The sequence below is a fragment of the Streptomyces sp. NPDC050564 genome, assembly GCF_044457265.1.
Classification (GTDB): domain Bacteria; phylum Actinomycetota; class Actinomycetes; order Streptomycetales; family Streptomycetaceae; genus Streptomyces.
Map to the genome: position 1 here is coordinate 1 of NZ_JBITGS010000044.1, position 17432 is coordinate 17432.

The window sequence follows — 17432 nt, forward strand, 5'->3', positions numbered from 1 at the left end:
CAACGGTTCCAGCTTCGGGCCCCGACGAGGAACTGACGCACCAGCAGCAGAAGTCACACAACTACTAACGATCAACTACTGGCGCAGGACACTAGTACTACAGCGTCAGATCTTGTGACTGCTGATCGGTGATGTCGTTGTCTGGTCATGCTTGTCGATGTGGCGCCGGAGCACGTGGAGGGGTGGGCGGAGGAACTGGCCTCGCTCACCGCAGGGTTCGGGCGCTTGTTCGCGCGGCCGGAGTCGTGGGAGGTGTTCGCGGACCTGATTGAGGGTCTGCTGTCGGACTTGGGCCGTCGAGCCGCTGATCCCTGAAGCCATGGAGCCGGCCGCGGTCTCCGGCGACTTCCCTGGTCCGACACGGAGGTGGTCGGCGGCTGGTGGCACCGCCGGTTCTCGCCCGAGATCGATCTCGTCGGTGCAGACCGTGGCCCCGTAGCCGGGACGAGCCACTTCGCCGGATCGGTGAAGTGGCTCGGTACACCCTTCGACCGGCACGACCTGACCGCTCTCGCTCAAGGGGCCGCCAAGGTGCCGAGCTTCACGCCCGGCACCAGCGGTCTGGCGGTTGTGTCCCTGTCCGGTACGCCCCTGCCCGAGGGCGAGATCGAGCTGGTGTGGGGGCCGCGGGACGTCGTCGCAGCCTGGCGGCCCTGAGACCTCGCTCATGGTCGGTCTCAGAGCCGTCGGCCGTCCGGTCGGTTGAGGCCGCTACCGGTGAGGGTGGCTCAGGTCGTAGTACCAGCCAGGGCGCGGGTGCCAAGGGCCGCCCCCGCCACCGCCGCCACCCCGGGGAGTCACGGTGAAGCACTCGCCGCTGCCGTCCGCCGACGTCGGGGCGTAGCTAGGGTTGCCCGAGTACTCGGCGCGGAAGCAATAGGTCCCGGTGACGGTCGGCGTGAACGGCCCGGACGTGGCCGTGGCGCTGGTCGCCGATGTGGCCGTCAGAGGTCGCGGACCGTCCACCGGGGTGCCGCCACTGTTGCAGCTCGACGCCGGCGGCCCGCAGACGAAGAAGCTCACCGTCGCACCGGAGTCCGCCGGATTGCCGGACTGGGCGTTCCCTGTCACCGTCGCACGGTCGATGACCGGGGTGCCCACCCGGACCGTGGTCCTGTTGGGGGTCGTGACCAGGGTCGGCACCGGCGTCACGGGCGTGAAGCTGATGGTCACCTGCGGCGTGGTGTTGGGGTTGGCGACCGTGGAGACGTTGGTCGCGCTCGCGGCGGCGAAGCTGGAACCGCCGCCCCCGCCCGCACCGGTGTTGTTCCCCGTGCCACCACCGCCACCGCCCCAGAAGCCGGCGCCGCCTCCGCCGCCACCGGACGGGGATCCGAAGTTGCCGCCGTTGCCCCCGAGACCCGGTGATCCGTTCGTGCCGACGGTTCCACCGCCGCTGCTTCCGCCGCCCGTCCCGCCGGAGGTGCACGTTCCGCCGGTGCCCTGTCCGGCGCCGCTGACGCCCGTGCCGTCAGACCCGGGATTGCAGTAGGCGGGCCCCACACCACCGGGGCCGCCGGGCCTTGGGTCGTGGGTGCCGCCGCCCCCTCCGCCACCGCCGGCGCCCACCAGCAGGCGCGGGTCCGACGATGGAACACCGGTCAGCGCGCAGGAGGACGCCTGGCAATTGCGGAAGTCGGACTCGCCGCCGCCCGCCCCGCCATTGGCGCTGCCGCCTGCGCCTCCGCCCACCCCGACGTCGACATACCAGGTGCTGCCGGGCGTGACCGTCAGGTCCGCGGTCACCCGCGCGCCAGCGCCTCCGGGGCTGACCGTGGCGCCGAAGCCGCCTGCGGCGCCGTCGACGACCACGTGAATGCTGGTCACCCCGGCGGGAACGGTGAACGTGTCCTCCCCGGTCGTGGTGTACGTACAGGTGGAACCGCTGAAGGTCCCGTTCGTGCCGCACGGACCTTGTGCGTACGCTTCCTGGGCCGACATCCCCACGACGCCGAGCGCCAGGCTCGCGACGAGCGCCGCGGCGCTTGACCACCGACGTCTTGCGAACGACGGCCGGCCTGACAAGCCGAACATCCCTCCCCCTGCACCAGACTCCCGACGCATCGAACCTCCCGGTATCGCGGCATCCCTCAGCCGCAGTAGTTGACGTACCGTCAGTTAAGGCAAAAGAGGCGCCGCCACTCTCCAGACGCTCCACGCGCGGGTGTCGACTGTGCACGAAGACCACCCGACCGGCGGTGCGCAGCCCGAAGGGCCCGGAACCGCGCAGCCGGTTCCGGGCCCTTCGTACACCTGGGAGGAGTGCGACACCAAGCGCCAGGAACTAGTGCGGCGCGACCGCCAGGGCATCCCGACGCCCACCCGCTCCGCCAAGCTCTCCGAGTGGCTCCCGTACTGGCTGGAGCACTGCATCGAGCCACGCCGCAAGCTCAGCACGTACGACAAGTACGAGGCGCATGTGCGGCTCTACCTGGTCCCGATCCTGGGCTCCAAGCGGCTGGAATCGCTGAGCGTTGCCGACGTACGCCGCTTCATCACTCGGGTGCAAGGCGCCCACACGGCCGCGACCGCGAAGGAAGCACACCGGGTGCTCCGCACTGCGCTCACGGCAGCCGTCCGAGAGGAACTGATCACGCGGAATGTTGCGGCGCTGGTAGAGCCGCCGCGCGTCAAGCAGCGGGAGATCCGCCCATGGACGCTGGAGGAGACGCTGTCGTTCCTGGAGGCTGCACGCAGTGATCCGCTCTACGCCGCGTTCGTGCTCGCTGTCGCCATGGGGCTGCGGCGCGGTGAACTGGTGGGCCTGCGCTGGTCGGACCTGGACTTGGACAACCGGGTGCTGCACGTCCGTCAGCAGACCCAGCGCCGCCGGGGCACTCTCTACGACGACGACCCCAAGAGCCGTCGCAGTCGGGTGGTCCCGATGCCCGCTCTGTGCCTCGCACCGCTGCGGTGGCACCGGCTCCGGCAGCGGGAGGCGTTCGCGCGTACCGGCGTGGCCTGGTCCGAGAACGGCCACGTCTTCGCGACGAAGAACGGCCGGCCGGTGGAGCCGCGGAACGTCTACCGGTCCTTCACGCGGGTCGCCGCCGACGCCGGACTGCGGGTGGTCCGGCTGCACGATGCACGGCACGGCTGCGCGACCATGCTGACTGCGGCCGGCGTCGCCCCGCGGGTCATCATGGAGATCCTCGGACACAGTGGACCGCCTGCTCAAGCGCCGTCTACCTGCTACCTGAGAGGCGACTGCCGTCAAATGCTGCCGTCAAAGGCCCCGGACCATGATCGGTCCGAGGCCTTTGCCCTTGTGCCCCCGGCAGGATTCGAACCTGCGACACCCGCTTTAGGAGAGCGGTGCTCTATCCCCTGAGCTACGAAGGCGTGCGGAACCCGGTGGGATCCGGTGGCTAGCCTAGCGGATGGCGGGCGGCGGCTGGGAGGGTTCCGGTTTGCGCAGGTGGGGGAGGGGAGGCGAGGGTCAGGGAGGGGGGAGGACGCGGGTTCGGAGGCCGTCGAGGACTCTGGCCAAGCCATGGGCGAAGGTGGCCTCGCGGGTGGTGCGGGGGTCCTTGTTGCGTTTGTCGGCGTAGGTCTCGCGAAGGTGGGGGTGGGCTGGGCCGCCTGTTCGGCGGTGGGCCAGAGGGCGGTGACCCAGTCCTGCCGCGCGGAGTCCGCCGCAACGGCCCGGAAGCAATAGCCGGGAGCATCGGCCCGGAAGCAACAGCCGGAAGCAACAGCCAGGAGCCACAGTCCGGGAGCAACAGCCCGGACCTGCCCCGGACTTGGCCCCTGAGATCCAGGTCGGCGGCGAGGCCGGACGCCCCGCCTTGGCCTGGGACTCCGGCCCGCTTGGCGCTTGGGCGTGCCGTCAGCTGACGGGTACGCGCCTGAAGCGGCCCGCGACCCGCAGGTCCGCCTCGATGCGGCCGGCCGTGGCACGGAGTTCGGGCAGCACGTCGCGGACGCACTCCTCGGGGGTGCGGCGGCTGCTGTGCATGGCGACGTTCACCGCGGCGACGACGCGCCCGTGGCGCTCGCGCACCGGTACGGCGACGGACCGCAGTCCCTCTTCCAACTCCTCGTCGACCAGGGCATATCCGGTTTCCCGTACGCGGTTCAGTTCGGCCCTGAGCCGCTCCGGGTCGGTGAGGGTGCGGGTGGTCCGCGGGAGCAGTTCGGGCAGCCGGGCCTCCGGCAGGCCGGCCAGCAGCACACGGCCCAGGGAGGTCGCGTACGCGGGCAGCCGGGTGCCGACGGCGATGTTGACGCTCATGATGCGGCTGGTGGAGACACGGGCCGTGTACTGGATCTCGTCGCCGGCCAGGATCGCGAGCGACACCGAGTCGTGCAGCCGCTGCGAGAGTTCGGTGAGGTGCGGGGCCGCGATGTCGGAGAGCGAGGTCCGTGACAGCGGAGGGAAGCCGAGGCCCAGGACGCGCGGCGTGAGCCGGAAGACGCGGTCGTGCGCGGTGACGTATCCGAGGTGTTCCAGGGTGATCAGGGCGCGGCGGGCTGTCGCGCGGGCGAGCCCCGTGGCCTGGGCGACCTCCGTCAGGGTCAGTTCGGCGCGGCCCTCGCCGAAGGCGGTGACGACGGTGAGTCCGCGGGCCAGCGACTCGACGAACTCCCGCCCCAGCTCCTGCTTGGAGGCACCGGTCCAGGTGGCGAGCCCGGACGCGGCCCCCGGTTCGGCGGGCGGCGCCTGTCGCAACTCCCGCTCCATCGCCGCCACGGCCGTCCGCAGCCGTGGCAGCAGGGTGTCCCGCAGGTCGGCCGCGGTGTGCCGGCTGGTGTGACTCACCACGCTCACCACACACGCGACCCGCCCCGCCTCCCGGACGGGCATGGCCACGGCGACGAGCCCCGGCTCGATCAACTGGTCGTCCAGCGCCCACCCGGCCTCCCGGGCCTCGGCCGCACGCTGCTCGAAGCCGTCCCCGACGATGGGGAGGCGGGCGAGTGCGGACGCCGCGGAGTCCGCCGCGTCCTCGGCTTCGTAGGGTCGGCTGCGAGCCGGTACGGCGGGGAAACCGCGGTCCTCCGGATCGGCCGCCCGGCGTTCGCGCCAGCGCGTCCACTCCTCCTCGCCCCACTCGGCGGCGAACAGCGGTCCCGGCGCGGTGCGTTCGGCGGGCAGCAGGTCGCCTATGCGGAAGCTCAGGGACATGGCGCGGCGCCGGGTCGCCTGGTGGATGAAGCGGATCCCGTCCCGGTCGCCGACGGCCAGGGACACCGACTCGTCCAGTTCGTCGGCGAGCGCGTCGGCGTGCGCGTCCAGAAGGTGGGGGAGCCGCAGGGCCGCCAGGTAGGCGTTGCCGAGTTCCATCAGACGGGGGGCCAGTACGGCGTCCCGGCCGTCGAGGCGTACGTACCCCATGCGCGCGAGTGTCGCGGTGATCCGGTCGACGGTGGAACGTGCGAGCCCGGTGGCCCGTTCGAGCCCGCTCAGGCTGGACGCCCCGTCGGCCTCGGTCAGCCGCCGCAGCACGGCGATACCGCGGATGAGGGGAGTGACGGCCTCGGCGGGCACCGCGGTCCCGGGTCCGGGCCCAGCCCCGGGGGCCGGCACGACATTCGATGGCATGGGCTCTCCGTTGCGGCTCTCAGGAGAGACACCGTGGTGCGGATCTCGGAAGAGACACCGTGGTGCGGCTCTCGGAAGAGACACCGTAATGCTTGCCCGGCACACGTGCCCGGCCACTCCAGCAGGTCAGCGGGGGTCGGCAGCGGTAGGTGGCGGTCGGTGGACGCAGTCGCGGGCCTCAGCGCCGCGTCACGGTCACCCGGTAGTTGCCCGCGGCGTCCACTCCGGTGACATGGACCGTGACGCCCGTCTTGGGGTCCTTGAAGGTCTCGTCAGGCTCGAAGGGCGCGTCGGAGAGTTCCGCGTGCACGTTGGGGGAGCGGGTGCAGCCGCCGCTGTCCTTCTGGGAGTCGTACACGGTGATGGGCCCGTTCCCGGTGTCGACGTCCGCGTCGACCCGGTAGATGAGGATGCCGGGGCGGCAGACCGCCGCGTCGTTGCCCTCCCGGGTGCGCAGTTCGAGGGCGTACCCGGTCTTGGTGCTGGTGGGCACGAAGACGAGCTTGATGCCGCCGGGGCGGGCCAGCGGGGTGATCGTGTACTCGGTGGTGCCGGGGGCGGCAGCGCAGCGGACCTGGGAGTCGTCGAGCCAGCCGAGCTTCCACTTGTGCCAGCCGAGCAGATCGTTGTCGGCTCCCCAGTCCTCGCTCATGATGTCCCAGTGGCCGACCGCGCCCCCGCCGTCCTGGGTGTAGAGGTCGGGCAGGCCGAAGGTGTGGCTGTTCTCGTGCGGGAGCACCCGGTAGCCGGTGTCGGCGTAGGAGCCGGAGCCGTCGTCCTGGCGGCTGTAGACGAAGGACGCGTTGGAGACCGGGACGCCGTCGGCGACCGGTGCCTCCGTATTGCCGGCGAAGGTCACGGACAGCACGGTGTCCAGTGCGGAGGGCCCGGCGTTCGGCGTCACCAGGATGTTCAGGATGTCGTACGAGTCGAAGTCCACGGTGGGGTCGGCCGCGGCCACGATGTCCTGGACCAGCTCCCGGTACCCGGGGTCGAAGGGTGCGCCGCGCTCTATGCCGTACGCCTTGAAGGGCTTGGGCATCCGCAGCCAGTGCTTGATGGGCGTCGAGGGGCGGTAGTCGAGGCGGGCGTACGACGCGGTGCGAAACCATCGCTGGGTCTGCGGGAAGAACTCGCCGTAGCGGTCGAGCGCGCTGCCCTTTCCGGGCGCGTCGGAGAAGTCGACCATCAGCGTGAGGGCACGGACGATGCCGGTGGAACGGGCGTAGGCGGGCGAGGTGGGGATGCCTTCCCCCATCTGTACGCCCATGGAGCCATTGATCATGCAAGGACCGAGCGCCGTGGAATGGGCCAGCGCGATGGAGCCCGCCGCCGTGGAGCCGGCCGTGAGGTGCCCGGTGCCGGCGGAGGTGCTGACCGTCAGCGTCAGGAGGGTCACCGTGGCCAGCGCTGCCACGCGGCGTCGGCGTATCCGACGGCGGCTGGTCGGCTGCATGCGGGGGCCCTTCGCTCCACGGCAGCCACCGATCTCCGGCTGCACCCTTGCGATCACCCTGTGTCGACGACGGGGCGGGCGCGCGCTGGAGGAGCCCGATCGTGGGTTTCTCCCCCGAAAGGCCCGCGGGAGGCCCTCCGGAGGCCTCCGGCGGTCAAGACGGGCGTGTGACGCGGGTCACAGAAAAGAATCCGGCGGGCGGGAAATAACCGGGGATCGTTTCCCCGTTTAGCCATACGTCCGCGCGAAGCGGGGAGCGAATCCCCGGATCGCATCACAGCCTTCGAGCACCGGCCTCACCGCCGTCACGCATCGCAAGGAAGAGGAGGAGTACGCCGTGGAAACCGCCACCCCCGTGCAGCGTCGAGTGGTCCGGCCGCGCGCCGATGCCCTGCGCAACCGGGAGCGGATCGTCGCCGCGGCCCGCGAGATGTTCGTCGAGTTCGGCCCCGAGGTGCCGTTCGACGAGATCGCCCGCCGGGCCGGGGTCGGCAATGCCACGGTGTACCGCAACTTCCCCGACCGCGACGCGTTGGCGCGGGACGTCGTCTGCTCGGTCATGGACCGCACGTCGGAGTGGGTCGAGGAGGCGATCGCCGGGGGTGGCGACGCCTTCGAGGCGCTGAGCGGCTTCGTGCACTTCGCCGCCGACGAGCGGATCGGCGCCCTGTGCCCCATGCTCTCCGAGGCCTTCGACCAGAACCACCCCGATCTGGTGGCCGCGCGCGACCGGATCACCGACCTGATCGAGCAGCTGATGGCCCGCGCCCGCGAGGCCGGACAGCTGCGCCCCGACGTCGAGTTCGGCGACCTGATGATCGCCGTCAGCCAGCTCACCCGGCCGCTGCCCGGCACCGCATGCCAGGGCATCGACCGCTTCGTACACCGTCATCTGCAGCTGTTCCTGGACGGTTTGCGGGCTCCGGCCCGTTCCGAACTGCCCGGAGTGGCCGCCACCGTGGAGGACATGCGACGAGCGTGACCGACACGTCCTCCACCTGACCGATTAGTTCAGCGCGCAGCACCAGTCAGAACTGGCACAACGCTTCCGGCCGTCACCGGCGACGAGCCGTCCCTTTTCCTGATCCTTTTCGCTACGAAGTACCGAAGTGGGTACCCCCATGTCTGAAACGTCCAAGGCCACCGCGAAAGCGGCAGAGGCCGACGCCCATTCCAACCGCTGGAAAGCGCTCACCTTCATCGCGCTCGCCCAGCTGATGGTCGTCCTCGACGCGACCATCGTGAACATCGCGCTCCCCTCCGCCCAGCAGGACCTGGGGATCTCGGACGGCAACCGCCAGTGGGTCGTCACGGCCTACGCCCTGGCCTTCGGTGGTCTGCTGCTCTTCGGCGGCCGGATCGCCGACCTGTGGGGCCGCAAGCGCACCTTCGTCGCCGGTCTGATCGGCTTCGCCGGTGCGTCCGCGATCGGCGGCGCGGCCACGAACGAGGCGATGATGTTCGGCGCCCGCGCGCTTCAGGGCGCGTTCGGCGCGCTGCTCGCGCCCGCCGCGCTCTCGCTGCTCGCCGTGATGTTCACGGAGCCCAAGGAGCGCGCCAAGGCGTTCGGCATCTATGGCGCGATCGCGGGTGGCGGCGGCGCCGTGGGCTTCATCCTCGGCGGTGTCCTCACCGAGTACCTCGACTGGCGCTGGACGTTCTTCGTGAACATCCCGTTCGCGATCATCGCGGCCGCGGGCGCGTACTTCGTCATCCGTGAGCCGGCCGGCGGCCGCAACCGCTCGCCGCTCGACATCCCGGGCGTCGTCCTGTCCACCCTCGGTCTGGTCTCTCTCGTCTACGGCTTCACCCGCGCCGAGTCCGACGGCTGGGGCGACTCCGTGACGGTCGGCCTGTTCGTCGCCTCGGCCGTGCTGCTCGCGGCGTTCATCCTCACCGAGTCCAGGGTCAAGGCCCCGCTGCTGCCGCTGCGCGTCATCACCGAGCGCAACCGCGGAGGCGTCTACCTCTCCCTCGGCCTCGCGATCATCGCGATGTTCGGCCTGTTCCTCTTCCTGACCTACTACCTGCAGATCGTGAAGGGCTACTCGCCGGTCAAGACGGGCTTCGCCTTCCTGCCGATGATCGGCGGCATGATGGTGGGCTCCACGCAGATCGGCACCCGCCTGATGACCCGGGTCGCTCCGCGCCTGCTGATGGCTCCGGGCTTCGTGGTCGCCGCGGTCGGCATGCTGCTCCTCACCCAGCTGGAGATCGGCTCCTCGTACGCCGGTGTGATCCTGCCGTCGATGGTGCTGCTCGGCCTCGGTATGGGTACGGCGTTCATGCCCGCCATGTCGCTGGCCACGCTGGGCGTCGAGCCGCGTGACGCGGGTGTCGCCTCCGCGATGGTGAACACCTCGCAGCAGGTGGGCGGTGCGATCGGCACGGCCCTGCTGAACACGATCGCCGCCTCGGCGACCACCTCGTACATCAAGGACCACATCGCCGGTGCCGCCTCCAAGCCCCAGCAGCAGCTGGTCCAGCTGGAAGGCCAGGTGCACGGCTACACCAACGCGATCTGGTTCGCCGTGGGCATCCTCGTGGTCGCCGCGACGGTCGCCGCGACCTTCATCAACACCGGCCGCCCGGACGTCACCTCGCCCTCCGGCGCGGGTGCGGGCGACGGTATCGAGGACGACGTGAAGGTGCCGGTGATCGCCCACTGATCACCCGTACCGCCGACACTTCGGGCACTTCGCGTACGGACGCGGGGTGGGGACGCCTCGTCCGTACGAATCCCAGGGTCCGCCCCGGCTCCGAACTTCACGGAGCCGGGGCGGACCCGTGTCCGGACTCCCGAGTGCCAGGCGTGCCGGAGCTCCCCACGAGTGAGCTCTCGACGACAGGGCCTAGCGCAGCCAGGGCAGGTCGGCGCCCGCGTCCTTCGGCTGGAGCCCCTCGGCGATGACGCGCATGGCCTCGCCGAAGGCCTTCTGCTGGTCCGCGCTGAGCCGGTCGAACAGGACCTGGCGTACGGCGGCCACATGGCCCGGCGCGGCACGGCTCAGCACCTCGTAGCCGTCGTCGGTGAGGATCGCGAACTGTCCCCGCTTGTCGGAGGGACAATCCTCGCGCCGCACCCAGCCGTTCTTCTCCAGACGCGCGATCGCGTGGGAGAGCCGGGACCGGGTGATCTTCGCGTTCATGGCCAGCTCGGTCATCCGCAGCCGTCTGCGCGGTGCTTCGGCGAGCTGGACGAGCAGGCCGTAGTAGATGTGCGGCATGCCCGCGTCACGCTGGAGCTGGCGGTCGAGGTGGTCCTCAAGGAGGGTGGTGGCGTGCATGTACGCACGCCAGATGCGCTGTTCCTCGTCGGTGAGCCAGCGCGGCTCTTCAGCGGGTGCCGTGTTCATGTACTCCACTGTACGAGCCCCTTCTTGAATGTTAAACAAAAGCGCGCTAAGCTCATCGTAGAGCTTTAAAGTTCAAATATAAGCGCCAGGTGATTGAACCCACCGGAGGGAGCCGTCATGTCCGCCGCCATCGAGGAGCGTGCCTCGCGGGAGCGCATGCCCGCCCTCTACCTGAGCCATGGTGCCCCGCCGCTCGCCGACGACCCGATCTGGCCCGGCCAGCTCGCCGCCTGGTCCGCGGATCTGCCGCGCCCCAAGGCGATCCTCATGGTCTCCGCGCACTGGGAAGAGGCCCCGCTCGCCCTCGGCGCGGTGGAGACCGTGCCGCTCGTGTACGACTTCTGGGGCTTCCCCGAGCACTACTACCGGGTGCGGTACGCGGCCCCCGGCGCCCCCGAACTCGCGGAGTCCGTACGGAAGTTGCTGCGTGCGCCCGGTACGCCGGTGCAGGACATCCCGGACCGCGGGCTCGACCACGGCGCCTACGTCCCGCTGGTGGAGATGTTCCCCGAGGCCGACATCCCGGTCCTGCAGATCTCCATGCCGACCCTCGACCCGGTCCGCCTCTTCGAGATCGGACGCAAGCTGGCGCCGCTGCGCGACGAGGGCGTGCTGATCGTCGGCTCCGGTTTCTTCACCCACAATCTCGCGGCCCTGCGGCACACCGGCGGGGGAGTGCCGTCCTGGTCGAGCGAGTTCGACGACTGGGGCCACCGCGCCCTGGACGCCGGTGACGTGGATGCGCTGCTCGACTTCGAGCGCAAATCCCCGGCGGGCCGTCTCGCCCACCCGCGCACCGAGCACTTCGCCCCCCTCTTCGTGACCATGGGCGCGGCGGACGCGGCCGATGGGCCGGCCGGGCAGAAGTCCGTGATCGACGGATTCTGGATGGGGATGGCGAAGCGGTCGGTGCAGTTCGGCTGACCCGCGCCCGACGGGGGCTACGAGAGTTCCTTCTCGTACCAGGCCACATCCCAGTAGCGGCCGAACTTGCGGCCCACCTCGCGGTACGTGCCCACGTGCCGGAACCCGAAGCGTTCGTGCAGCCGCACGGACGCCTCGTTCCTCTCGGGCTGGGCGATGCCGGCGTAGGCGCGGTGCAGGTCCTCGTCGGCGAGGGCTTCGAAGAGGGCCTTGTAGAGGCGGGTGCCGACGCCGCGGCCGCCGGCATCCGGGGCGAGATAGATGGTGACCTCCACGGAGGTGTCGTACGCGGGCTTCACCCGGAAGGCGCTGGATGTGGCGTACCCCAGAATCCCCTGTGAGTCCGCGTCCGTGGCAACCATCAGACGGTGCGGTCCGTCTTCAGGGTGGGAGAGCAGCCACGAGCGACGCTCTTCCGGCGTGAAGACGCCGGTATCGAACGTGATGGGCGTCTCGCGTACGTAGTGGTTGTAGATGTCCGTGAGGGCGTCGAGATCGCTCTCGACTCCTGGCCTGACCTGCACCTCTGTACGTTCCGACGGCATCCGTCCTCCTCTGTGGCCGGACAGGGTACTGCATGATCAGAAAAATCGAGGGGCGGCTTGGGAATTCTGTCCGGATTCCAGTCGTTGTTTCCTTCGGATGCCGGGCACCCGGGAGGGTGAGCCCGAAGTCCAGGACCACCCGCAAGCCACCATCGCAAGGGAGCACGCATGGCAACCCGTGCCGTCGCCCGTCGTAAGTCCGCCACCGGCGAGACCACCGACGCGGCACGCAGTGTTCGCGCCGTAGGCGGCGAGATCGCCGACCGCGACCTGGTCGGCATGTACCTCGACGAGATCGCGCGTACGCCACTGCTCGACGCCGCCAAGGAAGTCGAGCTGTCCCAGATGATCGAGGCGGGTGTTTTCGCGCGGCAGATCCTCGACGGTGAGGAAGAGGCCCGGGCGGACGCGTCCCGCGAGGAGCTCGAGGCGCTGGTCGCCGAGAGCGAGCGTGCGAAGGACATCTTCATCCGCTCGAACCTCCGGCTGGTCGTCGCCGTCGCCCGCCGCTATCCGCGCAGCGGCCTGCCGCTGCTCGACCTCATCCAGGAGGGCAACGCGGGCCTGGTCCGCGCGGTCGAGAAGTTCGACTACCGCAAGGGCTTCAAGTTCTCGACGTACGCGACGTGGTGGATCCGTCAGGCCATCACCCGCTCCATCGCCGACCAGTCGCGCACGATCCGCCTCCCCGTCCACCTGGTCGAGGAACTGGGCCGGATCCGGCGCGTGCAGCGCGAGTTCAACCGTGAGCACGGGCGTGAGCCTGAGCACGCGGAGATCGCCGCCGAGCTCGGTTCGACGCCGGAGCGCGTGGGTGACGTCCTGGACTGGGCCCGCGACCCGGTCTCGCTGAACATGGCGGTGGACGACGAGGGCGAGACCCAGTTCGGCGACCTGCTGGAGGACACCTCCGCGGTATCGCCCGAGCAGTCCGTCATGACCCTGCTGCGCAGCGAGGAATTGGACGACCTGATCGGCCGCCTCGACCAGCGCACGGCCTCCATCATCAAGATGCGGTACGGCATCGAGGACGGCCGGGAGCGCACGCTCACAGAGGTCGGCAAGGAGCACGGTCTCACCCGCGAGCGGATCCGTCAGATCGAGAAGCACGCGCTTCTGGAGCTGAAGAAGCTGGCCCGCGACACGGGGTTCGACGCGGCCGCGTAAGGCTCGTACCGGTCCGCCCCGCGCGGACTGTACGGACCCGCGGGACGCGTTGGCCACAAGTCGACCAGACATGGCCATGTAAAGCCGCTTCAACCTGCTGGGCTCTGGGCACAAGACTTCAGGGCCCAGGGTTCAGGGTTCCATCCGGGGCGTATCCACCCGCCCCGCCCAAAATCGAGTCCCGACGCACTCCCCCCCCCGCGCCGGGACTCCCCCGAGCCGAGCCTCGGCGCCTTCCCCCCCTGGCGCCGGGGCTCGGCTCCACTTTGCTTCGGGGGGCAGGGTTCTGCTCGCGGGCAAGTCGCGGCCCGCGGCCCTGTTTCAGGGCAGGTCGTGGCCGGGCCACCCCGAACCTGAACCCCGGGGTGACCCGGATGGCAGATTCTGCCACAGAGGCATAACCTGCCGTCCGTGACCGGTACCGAACGCGTGGTGCGCACCTCCACCGGCCGAGCGGCCTCCGTCTCCGCCCCTGCGTCCGCCTCTGCTCCCGCCGGCCGACCGGTCCCGGCTTCAGCCTCCGCTCCGGCTTCAGCCGCTGCCGCCTTTTCCGGCTCTGCCCCTGCCACTGTCTCTGCCGGCTCTGCGGTCGGCGCCGGTCTTTCGCTGACCGAGCGGCGCAAGGCGGCCACCCGGATGGAGATCGCCCGGGCCGCGGCGGGGCTCTTCATGCGCAACGGTCTGCGGGCCACCCGCGCCGAGGACATCGCCCGAGCGGCCGGGGTCGCGCCGCGCACCTTCTACCGGTACTTCGCGAGCAAGGAGGAGTCCCTCGGCCCCCTCTTCGACGCCGGCGCCCAGAAATGGGCCGAGGCGGTCCGTGACGCCCCGGCCCAGCTGCCGGTACCCGAGGCCCTCCACCACGCCGTCGTCTCCACCTTGACCCCGGGCATCGGTGTCCGGCTCGAGTCCCTGGACTGGGTCCGCTCCCTCCTCCGACTGGCCGAGGGGAACCCGGCTCTGCTGCGAGTGTGGGGCGAGGCGTGCCAGACGGCGGAGCGGACGCTGGTGGGGGTGCTGGCGGGGAGGGTTTCCGTTGGTGCCGGCGGGGGCGGGGGCGGGGGTGCTGGTGGTGTCGGAGGTGCGGGTGGTGCTGGGGGTGCTGGCGGGGGCGGGGGAGCTGGTGGTGCCGGGAGTGCCGGTGGGGCCGGTGGTGCTGAGAGTGCGAGTGGTGCCGAGGGTGCTGGTAGTGCCGAGAGTGCTGGTGGTGTCGGAGGTGCCGGTGGTGCCGACGGCCACGGGAGTGTGGGTGGGAGCGAGGGTGCCGGGAGTGCCAGTGGTGCTGGTGGTGCCGGAAGTGCTGGTGGTGCCCTGAGGGCCGGTGGTGCCGGGGAGTTGGCCGGCGGGCGGCCGGTGGTCGAGGCTTCGCCCGAACTCTGCCTCGGCGCCGCCGTGGCCGGCGCGGCCGTCCGGGTCGCGGTGGAGGCCTGGGCCGCCGGCGACGACGCCGCCGACGGACCCAACGGTCCCGTCGCCCTCGCGGTGCGCAACCTCGCCGCCCTCCGCGGCTTTCCCTGGAGCGCCGCATGACCCGACACCGGGCTGAGTGGTCCCGCGGCCCGTCAGGGGCGCGGGGAACTGCGCGACCAGCCCTCACCCACCGGCAGCCGAAAGACAACCCAGGGGGTCTGGGGGCGCAGCCCCCAGGTACGGGACGGGTAGGGGCGGAGGGGGCGAGAAACCCGCTCCCCGGCTCCGGTCGTGGGAGCGTCACCCGGCGTCGGAATACGTGCGTCACCCGGCGCCGGAATACGTGGGCGTCACGGCGCGACGAGGCCCCGTTCCTGCTCCGGGCCGCCCGCCGCTCGCGTCAGACGCCCACCCAACTCCCGCAGACAGCCCACCAGTTCCGGCGGCTCCCGTACCTCGAACTCGCAGTCGACCATCGCCATCCGCACCGCCAGCCACTCGACGGAGTCGCCCGCGGAGGAGCGCAACCGACAGCTGTGGTCGTCGATCGGCTCGGGCGCACCGAGCCAGGCGGGCAGGCGCGCCGCGACGAACTCGGCGGGTGCGGCGAAGGTGACGTCGAACGCGTACGTCTGCTGCCGGCGGAACATCGACTGCCGCAGATACTCCGCCGCGCTCCCCGTAGGCAGCTCGCGCGGTGTGAACCGCGACCCCGTCGCGAAGGGCTCGGTGACCCGGTCGACGCGGAACGTACGCCAGTCCTCGCGATCGAGGTCGTATGCGACGAGGTACCAGCGACGGCCGGTGGAGACGAGCCGATAGGGCTCGGTCAGCCGTTGCGACGGCGTCCCGTCCCCTGAGCGATACGCGAACCGCAGGCGCTCCCGACCGGCGACGCACGACGCCATCACGGTCAGTGTCTCGGGCGCGATGCTCGCCCCGTCTCCGCTGGTCAGCGGCGTGGTCGCGGCCTGGAGTGTGGCGACGCGGTGGCGCAGCCGGGACGGCAGCACCTGTTCGAGTTTGGCCAGCGCCCGCACCGACGCCTCGTCCACGCCCTCGACGGCGTGCCCGGCGCCGGCCCGCAGCCCTACCGCGATGGCCACCGCCTCCTCGTCGTCGAGCACGAGCGGCGGCATCGCCTTCCCCGCGACCAGCCGGTACCCGCCGTCGGCCCCCTTGGTCGCCTGCACCGGATACCCCAGTTCCCGGAGCCGGTCGATGTCCCGCCGGACGGTACGACGGGACACCCCGAGCCGCTCGGAGAGCTCGCCGCCGGGCCACTCGCGAGGCGTCTGGAGGAGGGAGAGGAGCTGGAGCAGCCGGGCCGGTGTGTCCGTTGTCATGAGTTCGAGGATGCCGCACAACTAGGACACGATCTGACCTATTGGGGCCATAGCTTTTGAGACATGACCTCCACCGAGACCACTCTCAGCAGCCCGGCCGACGCGGCCGACCGACGGCGCTGGCTCGCCCTCGCCATCGTGATGACCGCGGCCTTCATGGACCTGGTCGACGTCACGATCGTCAACATCGCGATCCCCTCGATCCAGAAGGACGCGGGCGCCTCGTTCAGCCAGATCCAGTGGATCACGGCGGGCTACGCGCTCGCCTTCGCCGCCGGGCTCATCACCGGAGGGCGGCTCGGCGACATCCACGGCCGCAAGCGGCTCTTCCTCCTCGGCATAGGCGGCTTCACGATCGCCTCGGCCCTGTGCGGCTTCGCCGCGAACCCGGAGATGCTCGTCGCCTCCCGCATCCTGCAGGGCGCAATGGCCGCGATGATGGTGCCGCAGGTCCTGTCGATCGTGCACGCCACCTTCCCGGCGCACGAGCGGGGCAAGGTCTTCGGCCTCTTCGGCGCGATCGTGGGACTGGGGGCCGTGTCCGGTCCGCTGCTCGGCGCGCTGCTCACCGAGTGGAATCTGTTCGGTCTGGAGTGGCGGCCGATCTTCCTCATCAACCTGCCGGTGGGGGTGGCCGCGCTGATCCTGGGCCGCCGGTTCATCAGCGAGTCCAAGGCCCCGCAGGCGCTGAAGCTCGACCTCGTCGGCGTCGCCCTGGTCACCCTCGGAATGCTGATGCTGATCTACCCGCTGACCCGGGGCCGTGAGTTGGGCTGGCCGCTGTGGGGGTACGTGTCGATGGCCGGCGCCCTCGTCGTCTTCGCAGCGCTGGTGGGGTACGAGAAGCGGAAGACGCGGATCGACGGTTCCCCTCTCGTCGAGCTCTCGCTGTTCAAGGTGAAGAGCTTCGCGGCGGGCATCGCTGTACAGACCGTCTTCGGAGTCGCGCTCGGCATCTTCTTCCTGGTCTGGACGCTGTACATGCAGAGAGGCCTGGGATGGAGCCCGCTGCGGGCCGGTCTGACCGGGGTGCCGTTCTCGATCGCCGTGTCGGCGGCGGCGGGCATGTCGGTGCAGCTGCTGGTGCCGCGCTTCGGGCGCAAGGTACTGCAGGCGGGCGCCCTGATCATGGCGGTCGGCGTGCTGCTCTACATCTGGGAGTCCGACCGCTACGGGATGTCCATCGCCTCCTGGCAGATGGCGCTTCCGCTGGTGGTCATGGGCGCGGGCATGGGCTTCATCGTGGCCCCGCTGACGGACGCGGTGCTGTCGGAGGTCCCGCGGGAGCACTCCGGATCCGCCTCCGGCCTCATCAACACCGTGCAGCAGATGGGCAACGCGCTGGGGCTCGGGCTGGTGTCGGTCCTCTTCTTCGGCGAGATCAGCGACCGGCTGACCCGGGTGCAGGTGGGCCCCGCCTTCGTGCACGCCTTCCAGTACGCGCTGGGCTGGGTCGCGGCGGTGATGGCGGTCATCTTCCTGCTGATGTTCGCCCTGCCGAAGAAGCCGGCGCAGCACGTGGAGGGCGCGGCGGCCGAGCCCGATTCGGTCGAGGACAAGAAGGAGCCGGTGCTCGTCCCGTGAGCCACGGGCGACGTACTGTGCGCCCTCGCTGAAGGGCCCGGCACCTCAGGTGCCGGGCCCTTCTCTTGCGTTGCCCGGCACAGCCCGTTTTTGCGGCCA

13 protein-coding genes, 1 tRNA gene and 1 pseudogene are annotated in these 17432 nt (G+C 70.6%); 8 read left to right on the forward strand and 7 right to left on the reverse strand.

Translation table 11 applies throughout. The features are described 5' to 3' along the window. Window positions 1–366: 366 nt before the first annotated feature. A complete protein-coding gene (locus ACIBK0_RS43450) occupies window positions 367–657 on the forward strand; it encodes a hypothetical protein (RefSeq protein WP_399093216.1) in 291 nt (96 codons plus the stop codon). Window positions 658–711: 54 nt separating this feature from the next. Here ACIBK0_RS43450 and ACIBK0_RS43455 read toward each other — a convergent pair whose 3' ends face one another. Beyond that, window positions 712–1941 carry a hypothetical protein gene (locus tag ACIBK0_RS43455; RefSeq protein WP_399093219.1) on the reverse strand — a complete coding sequence of 410 codons (1230 nt, stop codon included), beginning with the start codon at window positions 1939–1941 and terminating at the stop codon, window positions 712–714. Between the two features lie 310 nt (window positions 1942–2251). On the opposite strand from ACIBK0_RS43455, the pseudogene ACIBK0_RS43460 reads away from it, so the two are divergent. Next, window positions 2252–3163 (forward strand): annotated as a pseudogene (locus tag ACIBK0_RS43460) (tyrosine-type recombinase/integrase); the annotation flags it as partial. Window positions 3164–3269: 106 nt separating this feature from the next. On the opposite strand, the gene ACIBK0_RS43465 reads toward ACIBK0_RS43460, so the two are convergent. The 3 genes from ACIBK0_RS43465 to ACIBK0_RS43475 all read right to left on the reverse strand — a co-directional run bounded on the left by ACIBK0_RS43465 (window position 3270) and on the right by ACIBK0_RS43475 (window position 7001). Then, a tRNA-Arg gene (locus tag ACIBK0_RS43465) sits at window positions 3270–3342 on the reverse strand. Between the two features lie 487 nt (window positions 3343–3829). Further along, window positions 3830–5545: an IclR family transcriptional regulator C-terminal domain-containing protein gene (locus tag ACIBK0_RS43470; RefSeq protein ID WP_399093222.1), complete on the reverse strand. Its 1716-nt coding sequence runs from the start codon at window positions 5543–5545 to the stop codon at window positions 3830–3832. 178 nt (window positions 5546–5723) lie between these two features. Then, window positions 5724–7001, reverse strand: a complete 1278-nt coding sequence (locus tag ACIBK0_RS43475; protein WP_399093225.1) for a M6 family metalloprotease domain-containing protein — start codon at window positions 6999–7001, stop codon at window positions 5724–5726. Window positions 7002–7338: 337 nt separating this feature from the next. Between ACIBK0_RS43475 and ACIBK0_RS43480 the strand changes: the two genes are divergently transcribed. Together ACIBK0_RS43480 and ACIBK0_RS43485 are read left to right on the forward strand one after the other, a co-directional pair. Then, window positions 7339–7983, forward strand: coding sequence for a TetR/AcrR family transcriptional regulator (locus tag ACIBK0_RS43480; protein WP_399093228.1), 645 nt, complete (start codon window positions 7339–7341; stop codon window positions 7981–7983). Between the two features lie 139 nt (window positions 7984–8122). Then, a complete protein-coding gene (locus ACIBK0_RS43485) occupies window positions 8123–9670 on the forward strand; it encodes an MFS transporter (RefSeq protein ID WP_399093231.1) in 1548 nt (515 codons plus the stop codon). A gap of 183 nt (window positions 9671–9853) precedes the next feature. Here the strand turns inward: ACIBK0_RS43485 and ACIBK0_RS43490 are convergent, their stop codons facing one another. After that, window positions 9854–10366, reverse strand: coding sequence for a MarR family winged helix-turn-helix transcriptional regulator (locus tag ACIBK0_RS43490; protein ID WP_399093234.1), 513 nt, complete (start codon window positions 10364–10366; stop codon window positions 9854–9856). Window positions 10367–10474: 108 nt separating this feature from the next. Here ACIBK0_RS43490 and ACIBK0_RS43495 point away from each other — a divergent pair, with 108 nt between their 5' ends. Continuing rightward, window positions 10475–11281, forward strand: coding sequence for a dioxygenase (locus ACIBK0_RS43495; RefSeq protein ID WP_399093237.1), 807 nt, complete (start codon window positions 10475–10477; stop codon window positions 11279–11281). A gap of 17 nt (window positions 11282–11298) precedes the next feature. On the opposite strand, the gene ACIBK0_RS43500 is transcribed toward ACIBK0_RS43495, so the two are convergent. Further along, window positions 11299–11826, reverse strand: coding sequence for a GNAT family N-acetyltransferase (locus ACIBK0_RS43500; RefSeq protein ID WP_399093240.1), 528 nt, complete (start codon window positions 11824–11826; stop codon window positions 11299–11301). Between the two features lie 168 nt (window positions 11827–11994). Between ACIBK0_RS43500 and ACIBK0_RS43505 the strand changes: the two genes are divergently transcribed. Both ACIBK0_RS43505 and ACIBK0_RS43510 read left to right on the forward strand, forming a co-directional pair. Beyond that, the gene (locus tag ACIBK0_RS43505; protein WP_399093243.1) at window positions 11995–12993 is read left to right on the forward strand and encodes an RNA polymerase sigma factor RpoD/SigA; all 999 of its coding nucleotides are present in this window, start codon (window positions 11995–11997) and stop codon (window positions 12991–12993) included. Window positions 12994–13629: 636 nt separating this feature from the next. After that, the gene (locus tag ACIBK0_RS43510) at window positions 13630–14523 is read left to right on the forward strand and encodes a TetR family transcriptional regulator (RefSeq protein WP_399093246.1); all 894 of its coding nucleotides are present in this window, start codon (window positions 13630–13632) and stop codon (window positions 14521–14523) included. A 230-nt stretch (window positions 14524–14753) separates the two neighbouring features. On the opposite strand, the gene ACIBK0_RS43515 is transcribed toward ACIBK0_RS43510, so the two are convergent. Beyond that, entirely contained in the window at window positions 14754–15749 is a 996-nt protein-coding gene (locus tag ACIBK0_RS43515) for a helix-turn-helix transcriptional regulator (protein WP_399093249.1), read from the reverse strand. 63 nt (window positions 15750–15812) lie between these two features. On the opposite strand from ACIBK0_RS43515, the gene ACIBK0_RS43520 reads away from it, so the two are divergent. Beyond that, entirely contained in the window at window positions 15813–17333 is a 1521-nt protein-coding gene (locus ACIBK0_RS43520) for an MFS transporter (RefSeq protein WP_399093252.1), read from the forward strand. The last annotated feature ends 99 nt before the right edge of the window (window positions 17334–17432 follow it).

Excerpts from the sequence above, each read along its gene's own strand:
- ACIBK0_RS43455 (WP_399093219.1), bottom strand. The coding sequence starts at position 1,941 with ATGTCGGCCCAGGAAGCGTACGCACAAGGTCCGTGCGGCACGAACGGG.
- ACIBK0_RS43470 (WP_399093222.1), bottom strand. The coding sequence starts at position 5,545 with ATGCCATCGAATGTCGTGCCGGCCCCCGGGGCTGGGCCCGGACCCGGG.
- ACIBK0_RS43475 (WP_399093225.1), bottom strand. The coding sequence starts at position 7,001 with ATGCAGCCGACCAGCCGCCGTCGGATACGCCGACGCCGCGTGGCAGCG.
- ACIBK0_RS43485 (WP_399093231.1), top strand. The coding sequence starts at position 8,123 with ATGTCTGAAACGTCCAAGGCCACCGCGAAAGCGGCAGAGGCCGACGCC.
- ACIBK0_RS43495 (WP_399093237.1), top strand. The coding sequence starts at position 10,475 with ATGTCCGCCGCCATCGAGGAGCGTGCCTCGCGGGAGCGCATGCCCGCC.
- ACIBK0_RS43500 (WP_399093240.1), bottom strand. The coding sequence starts at position 11,826 with ATGCCGTCGGAACGTACAGAGGTGCAGGTCAGGCCAGGAGTCGAGAGC.
- ACIBK0_RS43505 (WP_399093243.1), top strand. The coding sequence starts at position 11,995 with ATGGCAACCCGTGCCGTCGCCCGTCGTAAGTCCGCCACCGGCGAGACC.
- ACIBK0_RS43510 (WP_399093246.1), top strand. The coding sequence starts at position 13,630 with ATGGAGATCGCCCGGGCCGCGGCGGGGCTCTTCATGCGCAACGGTCTG.
- ACIBK0_RS43515 (WP_399093249.1), bottom strand. The coding sequence starts at position 15,749 with ATGACAACGGACACACCGGCCCGGCTGCTCCAGCTCCTCTCCCTCCTC.
- ACIBK0_RS43520 (WP_399093252.1), top strand. The coding sequence starts at position 15,813 with ATGACCTCCACCGAGACCACTCTCAGCAGCCCGGCCGACGCGGCCGAC.